This window comes from Type-F symbiont of Plautia stali, assembly GCF_059731105.1.
In genome coordinates this window covers 2,704,462-2,712,085 of sequence record NZ_AP035909.1, presented here as the reverse complement: position 1 = coordinate 2,712,085, position 7,624 = coordinate 2,704,462, and the positions used below count along the sequence as shown (strand labels likewise).

Here is a 7,624-nt window from a genome sequence, read left to right as displayed (position 1 = left end):
CACGACGTTGTCTGTCAGGCGGTTATGAGGCGCGGGTGCGAAAGCACCCGCTTTTTTTGTGTCAGCCCCGTGATAATTTCACTTTCCAGATTTTCGCCACTATTCATTAGCGGAATGAAAGCTTAGGGTAGGCGCAGCAAACGGCGACACGCCGTCAATCACGCTTCTGATTTTATTTGACGCGTTATTCGCGTCCTGTTCATCACGCCCTGTTACCTGCGGGTAACCGGTTCAGACCAGCGGAAACGGGCAGCTTCGGCTGACTCACTACCACGTTGTCAGAGTCAGCTATCGGGTTATCCGACGGTTTTGCTCTGCGTTTCTGATCTGTTATGAACTGAGGTGACCGATGTCAACACGCGATACGTTTCGTACCACCCGGCTCGACGCCATTTTCCAGGCGGCAGTCAGCGACTTTGCCGTCGCCGACAGCGCCGTGCCCGCTGTGCCGCCCGTGGCCACGCCGCGCCTGAACCTGCCCATAAACCCGCTGCCCGCCGAAACAGCCCCTACCCTGGCGACCGCCGACAGCGCCCGCACCGTCAGTGCGGTTGAGAGTGCGCCACCCGCAGCCCTTCGGCCCTACGAACCTGTCGCTGCCGATGGCGTGATCGCTGGCTGGGAAGCGCAAAAGCGGGTGCATCTGCGCGGCCGGGCTGAAGGCGAAGCGGGTTCGACCGTCACACTCACCTTCAACGACCAGAGCTGGTACAGCACCGTCAACAAGTGGGGCTACTGGAACGCCTCAATGCCGGCGGAGGCGCTGAAAGGGGTGCCGGATGGCAATCACACGCTGACGCTGACCCTGACCAATAAAGCAGGCCACAGCACCACGACTGAGGTGGGGTTTGGTCTCTATACTGACCGCACCCTCAGTCCGACCCTGACCATCGACACGGTCAGCGGTGACAATGCGGTGAATATCGCTGAAAGCATCTACGGTGTTGAGATCAGCGGCAGCGCAACCCACCTGCCGGTGGGGTCCGTGCTCAAATTAACCCTGGGCACGCAAACGACCACCGCGACCATGGGAAGGGATGGCAGGTGGTCTGGCACATTTTCTGAAAGCGATATGCAGGCGCTGCAGGATGGCGTCTACAGCCTGAAAGTGACCGCGACCGATCCCAACGGGAAAACCGCAACCGACTATCACGATCTGACGCTGATCACGCACCTGAGCAGCCTGCCACTCATTACGTTCGACAACGTGACGCCGGATGATGTGATCAATCTGGCGGAAACCCAGCAGGACCTGCTGCTCAGTGGGACTCTCTCAACGGTTATGCCGGGTCATCGGCTGGTGATCACCGGTGCGAATCAGAAAGATTACGCTGCCACACTGGACGAAAGCGGGCACTGGCAGGTGGTGATCCCGGCTGTAGAGGTGAACGCTTTCATCAACGTGGGTGAGATCCGCGCCTGGTCGATCGACGGGGCCAGCAACTACACCGACGTCACGCATGTACTGAATATCCACACCGGGTTTATCCCGGTTTACACCGAGATGAATATCGGCGGTGACATGACGCTTAACTATCAGGAGGCGCAGCACGATCTGAGCTTCTACGTTGAGGGATGCAACACCGTTGAGATCAACGGCATAACTTACCAGCCCGATAGCGGGGGAATGGTGACGCTGACTTCCGCCGAGCTGATGGCGCTGGCGGATGGCCCGGTTGCCGCCACGTTTCATCGCTGGGATCAGTATGGCAACAGCGACAGCCAGACCCAGGATGCGCTCTTTACCGTCGCTGTGCATCAGCGGCCGACGCTGACGCTGGAGACCGCCTTTGGCGATAACGTCATTGATGCCGCCGATGTGAACAGCTGGCATCTGATTCAGGGCAGTTCCAGCCATCTGCAGCCGGGCAGCCTGGTGCAGCTGACGCTCGGTGACCAGCACTACAGCGCCAGTGTGAAGGCCGATGGCGGCTGGGCGCTGACCATTCTGGCCGGACAGCTGGCTCCGCTGGAGGAGGGTGACTACACGATGACGGTCAGCGGCCAGGACAGCGCCGGAAATCTGGCCACGGCCAGTCAGAGCGTGCGGGTGGCCTCCCATACGGAAAGCGCCGGCACATTGCCTGCGCAGACGGTGGATCGGCTGCTCGACGGTTTCAGCGTGACGGCGGAGCACGCGCCAGAGGCGCAGGTGTCGTCCGCGTCCGAAGGGGTGATCGTCTCTGGCATGCCCTATACCCTGGCCGATCACCTGTTACAGCATCCGGCAGCGCATCCCCTGGCCTGATGCGGAAACATTAAAAAAGGCAGGGCCTTCCGGACAGGTCTGTTCAGTCTGTCTGGAGTGGCTCAGGCTGTTAAGATGGCGTTTTTTTATGCAATCGGCAGAAAGATGAAAGATTTCATCAGTTTTTAACAGGACTCGGTGCAGAATATGATCTAATAATGTTAAGGGTTATTCAGGCTCCGGCTCGTAAAACATAAATAAAATAACGCAATAAAACCTTTAAGTGCGCCGTAACGCCTTTTCTGTCTGCTTTGTTCACCAGGAAAAAAACCATGATCATAAGAACGCCTGTTGGTATGGATAATGAACAAAGCACGATTAACTTTTCTGATATGCGCCCTGAGTGGCGTGGCACTCCCGGCGGCCTGGGCCGCACCGTTACCGAAGGCGGAGTTTAACTGGCGTGCCGCGCCCAGCGAAGAGCAGATTGCCAGCTTAACGCTGCGCGACGCCATCCTCCGGGCCTTCGCCCGTAATCCAAAAATCTCGGAAGCCGCGGCACAAATCCATGTCGGTGAGGGCGATCTCGACGCCGCCCGCAGTGCCTGGTATCCGCAAATCTCACTGCAGGGCGCGGCGGGGCGTTCGCATCAGACCGACTCCGCAGGCAGCCTGAACAATAATGGCTCCGGCGGCGTCACGCTCAGTCAACTGCTCTACGACTTTGGTCGTACCGGCAGTGCCATCGACGAGCAGCATGCCCTGTCGGATGCCTATCGTTACGGCCTGTTCGACGCAATGACCACCGTGGCGGAAGATACGCTGCAGGCCTACCTCGAAGTCAAACGCTATCAGGCGCTGGCTGAAACGGCGCACACCAATATCGCCTCACTGCAGCGGGTGCGGGATATTGCCGGACTGCGCGCCGACGCCGGACTCAACTCCCGATCCGATGTGCTGCAGGCGGAAACCCGCATCGCCGCCATGCAGGCCACGCTGGAGCAGTATCGCGCCCAGCTGCGCTCTGCCACGGCCCAGCTGACCGTGCTGACCGGCGTGGTGCCCGCCACGCTGCCGGAACTGCCGCAGGCGCTGCTGAAACAGCAGATTACCCTCGACAAAATCGCCTATGAAAGCAGCGCTGCGGTTCGCAGCGCCCAGTCTAAGCAGGAAGCGGCCCGCGAACGGGTGCGTCAGGCGCAGTCGGGTCACTGGCCGACGATCAAAGTGCAGGCGGGCCGGACCCGTTATGAAAACGATCGCCAGTCCTACTGGGATGATGAAGTGCAGCTTCAGGTGGAAGCGCCCCTCTACCAGGGGGGCATGGTGAATGCGAAAACGGCCTCAGCCGAGGGCGATCGGGAGGCGGCGCAGGCGGCCGTGCAGCAGGCCAAACTCGCCATCAATCAGAACGCCTCAACGGCCTATGCGGATATGATCGGCGCGCAGCAGCGGCAGGCTGCCGGAGAAGTGCAGCTGGCCAGTGCCGATCATACCCGCGCCGTCTACGCCGACGAATATCGCCTCAGCAAGCGCAGCCTGAACGATCTCCTGAGTGTGGAGCAGGATGTGTTCCAGGCCGACAGTTCGCGGATCACCGCGCTTTATGATGGCTGGGATGCCACCGTTCGCTACGCCGCCGCAGTCGACAATCTGCTGGATATCATGGGTATCGATCGCCAGCAGAGCAGCGGCGATCTTCTTCCTTCGCTGCAATAGCGATAAGGCAATAATAATGAGTACAGCCACCCTGAACACTGAAAACTGGATTGCCGCCATGCTGCGCGTGGCCGCGCGATTCGGTAAACCGGCCGATGGCAAAACCCTGCGCCAGCAGATGCGCTGGTTTGAACATCTGCCGGTGTCCCAGCAGCTGGAGCGGCTTTCCGGTCTGCTGGGACTGCATCTGACAATGGTGCCCCAGAATAAACTGCGCTGGCGTCAGGAGATCACCCCTGTGGTGCTGGTGCTGGAAAATGCCAGCGTGGCGGTGCTGGAGAGCATCGATAAAGAGGGCAGCGCGCGCTACTGGCTGAGTGAAGGCGGCGACGTGGTGCGGGAAAGCCCGTTATCTGAACTGCTGGCGCGCGCCCAGGGGGATGTGGGGGTCACGGGCGTCGCGGCGCGGGGCCGGGATGCACGCATTGATGAGTTTATCCAGCCCTATGAGCCGCACTGGTTCTGGAAAAATTTTCGTGGCATGGGACGCCGCATCACGGAGATTTCGCTGGCCTCGGTGGTCAGCAATGTCCTGGCGCTGGCCGGCATCCTCTTTTCGATGCAGGTCTACGATCGGGTGATCCCGGCGCAGTCGCAGTCGACGCTCTGGGTGCTGTTTGTCGGCGTGCTGATTGCGGCGGCTATCGAGTATCTGATCCGGCTGATGCGCACCCAGGTGTCGGACCTGATGGGCAAACGGATCGACCTGAAAGTCTCCGCCATGCTGTTTGCCCGGGCGATGAGCATCCGCAATGAGGCGCGGCCAAAATCGACCGGTTCGTTTATCTCGCAACTGCGCGAGATTGACCAGGTGCGCGAGCTGCTGACCTCCACCACCGTGGGGGCGGCTGCCGATCTCCCCTTTGTTATTCTCTTCCTGTTTATCATGTCGTTTGTCGGCGGCTGGCTGGTTCTGATTCCGCTGGCGGCCATTCCGCTGATCGTGATCCCCGGTCTGCTGGTGCAGATCCCGATGGCGCGGCTGGCGAAAGAGGGGCTGCGTGAGGGGGCGCTGCGCAATGCGGTGCTGGTGGAGACCATCGAAGGCATTGAGGATATCAAGGCTCTGCAGGCCGAGCCCTATTTTCAGCGCCAGTGGGAACAGACGCATGAAGTCAGCGCCTCAATCAGCAATCAGCAGCGCCTCTGGGGTGCGCGTCTGACCGGCTGGGCGGCGACCGTGCAGCAGCTCACCTACGCGGGCATGCTGGTCTTTGGCGTCTACCTGGTGCTCGATTCGCAAATCACCACCGGGACCCTGGTCGCCTGTAGTCTGCTCTCCTCACGGACCATCGCCCCGCTGATGCAGCTGACGATGGTCTTCTCACGCTGGCAGCACGCTAAAATGGCGATGAAAGGGCTGGATGAGCTGCTGAAGAAGCCGCTGGATCAACCGGAAGCCAGCACGCTGGCGCACTGTCCGACGCTGACCGGCCATTACGATCTGCGCAATGTGCACTACAGCTATGACGAAGAGAATGAAAAGACGGTGCTCAGCGTGCAGCAGCTGCAGATCAAGCCGGGCGAGAAAGTGGCGATTCTCGGCAAGGTGGGAGCCGGAAAGTCGACGCTGCTGAAGATCCTGGCGGGTCAGGCACTGGCGACCCAGGGCAAGGTGATTGTCGATGGCGTCGACATCGAACGCATCGATCCCGTCGACCTGCGCCGTCAGCTCGGCTGGCTGTCACACGACTCCCGCCTCTTCTTTGGCACGCTGCGGCAGAACCTGATGCTGGGCAATCCCCACGCCAGTGAGCAGGAGATGCTGCAGGCGCTGCGCATCAGCGGCGCGCTGTCGCTGGTGCAGCAGGATGCCGCCAGCCTGGATCGCATTATCAATGAGGGGGGACGCGGACTGTCGGGCGGACAGAGACAGATGGTGATGCTGAGCCGGATGATCCTGCGTCAGCCGCAGGTAGTGTTGCTGGATGAGCCCACCGCGGCGATGGATGAACAGCTGGAGGAGCAGGTGATCCGGCAGCTGCAGGGCTGGATCAGCGGGCGAACGCTGGTGCTGGTGACTCACCGTCCGGCGCTGCTGAAAATGGTCGATCGTATTGTCGTCATGGATAACGGCCGGATTGTGGCCGATGGCCCGCGCGACGACATTCTGCGCCGCGCGACGCCGCCGTCGCCCGGTAAAGGAGGTGCCGCATGAGTCTGGTGATTGTTGATAAAGATCTTGCCCGCCATGAGCGCCGCACATCGGCGATTATCTGGCTCTGCACCGCCGCGCTGGCCCTTTTTCTCATCTGGGCGCACTTCGCCATTCTGGATGAGGTCACGGTCGGCACCGGCAAAGTCACCCCCTCCAGCCGCGCACAGGTGATCGACAGCCTGGACGGGGGCATCGTCAAGCAGCTTAACGTCCATGAGGGTGACATCGTTGAGAAAGGTCAGGTGCTGGCAACGCTCGATCCTACGCGCTTTCAGTCGAACTTCGGCGAGGCGCAGGCGAAGGTGCGCACGCTGCGCGCCTCTGCCGAGCGGCTGGAGGCGGAGCTCTCCGGCACGCCGCTGACCTTCAGTGCAGAGACCCTTAAAGAGCCGCAGCTGGTGACGCGGGAACGTCAGCTCTATGAGTCGCGACGTCGCAACCTCACCGAAACGATCAGCAATCTGCAGCAGTCGCTGCGGCTGGTGCAGGATGAGCTGCGGCTGACGGAGCCGCTGGTGGCCAAAGGCGCGGCCGGGCAGGTGGAGGTGATTCGTCTGCGCCGTCAGGTCAGCGATCTGCGCGGCAAAATCGATGAGGCGCGCAATGACTATCTGGTTCGTGCGCACGAAGAGCAGGTGAAAAACAATGCGGAACTGGATGCGCAACTGCAGGTGGCCGCTGGCAAAGAGGATCAGCTGACCCGCGCCACGCTCTACTCGCCGGTGCGCGGCATCGTCAAAGATATTCAGGTTACGACGGTGGGGGGCGTGCTGGAGCCGGGTGGCAAACTGATGGAGATCGTCCCGCTGGAGGATCAGCTGCTGATTGAAACGCGCATCAACCCCCGCGATATCGCCTGGATCCGGCCTGGCCTGGCGGCCATCGTCAAGGTGACGGCCTACGACTCCTCTATCTATGGCGACCTGCCGGGTGAAGTCGAGACGGTCTCACCGGACACCCTGCAGGATGAGGTAAAACGCGATCAATATTACTACCGGGTCTACGTGCGCACCCGGAAAGCGGAGCTGACCAACCGGGCCGGGCGAAAATTCCCGATTGTGCCCGGTATGGTGGCCAACGTGGAGATCAAAACCGGTCAGAAATCGGTGATGGATTATCTGATTAAGCCCCTGAATAAAGTCAAAGAATCGCTGCGGGAGCGCTGAGACTTTTCTGAAGCCACTCTAACCGCCTGCTTAATTACGGTGATAAATTAACATGGCGGTTATTTCAGCATTCAGGCGGGAAAAGGGGGCGAAATTTACCACTCTGTGCGGTAACCGCCGGATGTTAATTTAACCCACTTAAGAAAGTTTACGCAGATATAGCGAAACGGTAAATCGCAGGCAAAAAAAAGCCGGACAAATTGTCCGGCGGGAAATAATAAGTTGTACATCTCATTCGGGGAGAATGAAGGTAATAATGGAATAAATGATGATAGCGGGGACTATTCTATTCTCAGATGAGTCATAAGTTTTATCATTCAGTGCTTCGGAATGATCTGAAATAACTCATTGATAACCAATGAATCTGAATAGGTTTAGCGATTCGTGCGGCAA

Annotated in this window: 4 protein-coding genes; all 4 read left to right on the top strand. The window is 59.7% G+C overall.

From position 1 onward, the window contains the following. Positions 1-349 precede the first annotated feature (349 nt). The 4 genes from AC6I7A_RS12790 (at position 350) to AC6I7A_RS12775 (ending at position 7,231) form a co-directional block, all read left to right on the top strand. Positions 350-2,248: an Ig-like domain-containing protein gene (locus AC6I7A_RS12790; RefSeq protein WP_058957779.1), complete on the top strand. Its 1,899-nt coding sequence runs from the start codon at positions 350-352 to the stop codon at positions 2,246-2,248. A 303-nt stretch (positions 2,249-2,551) separates the two neighbouring features. Then, a complete protein-coding gene (locus AC6I7A_RS12785) occupies positions 2,552-3,907 on the top strand; it encodes a TolC family outer membrane protein (protein WP_058957778.1) in 1,356 nt (451 codons plus the stop codon). Between the two features lie 16 nt (positions 3,908-3,923). Further along, the gene (locus tag AC6I7A_RS12780) at positions 3,924-6,065 is read left to right on the top strand and encodes a type I secretion system permease/ATPase (protein WP_058957777.1); all 2,142 of its coding nucleotides are present in this window, start codon (positions 3,924-3,926) and stop codon (positions 6,063-6,065) included. Further along, positions 6,062-7,231, top strand: a complete 1,170-nt coding sequence (locus AC6I7A_RS12775) for a beta-barrel domain-containing protein (RefSeq protein ID WP_046102252.1) — start codon at positions 6,062-6,064, stop codon at positions 7,229-7,231. Before AC6I7A_RS12780 ends, AC6I7A_RS12775 begins: the two co-directional genes overlap by 4 nt. The last annotated feature ends 393 nt before the right edge of the window (positions 7,232-7,624 follow it).

What these genes read in the sequence shown, in the direction of transcription:
- AC6I7A_RS12785 (WP_058957778.1), top strand. Translation starts at nt 2,552, where the DNA reads ATGAACAAAGCACGATTAACTTTTCTGATATGCGCCCTGAGTGGCGTG.
- AC6I7A_RS12775 (WP_046102252.1), top strand. Translation starts at nt 6,062, where the DNA reads ATGAGTCTGGTGATTGTTGATAAAGATCTTGCCCGCCATGAGCGCCGC.
- AC6I7A_RS12780 (WP_058957777.1), top strand. Translation starts at nt 3,924, where the DNA reads ATGAGTACAGCCACCCTGAACACTGAAAACTGGATTGCCGCCATGCTG.
- AC6I7A_RS12790 (WP_058957779.1), top strand. Translation starts at nt 350, where the DNA reads ATGTCAACACGCGATACGTTTCGTACCACCCGGCTCGACGCCATTTTC.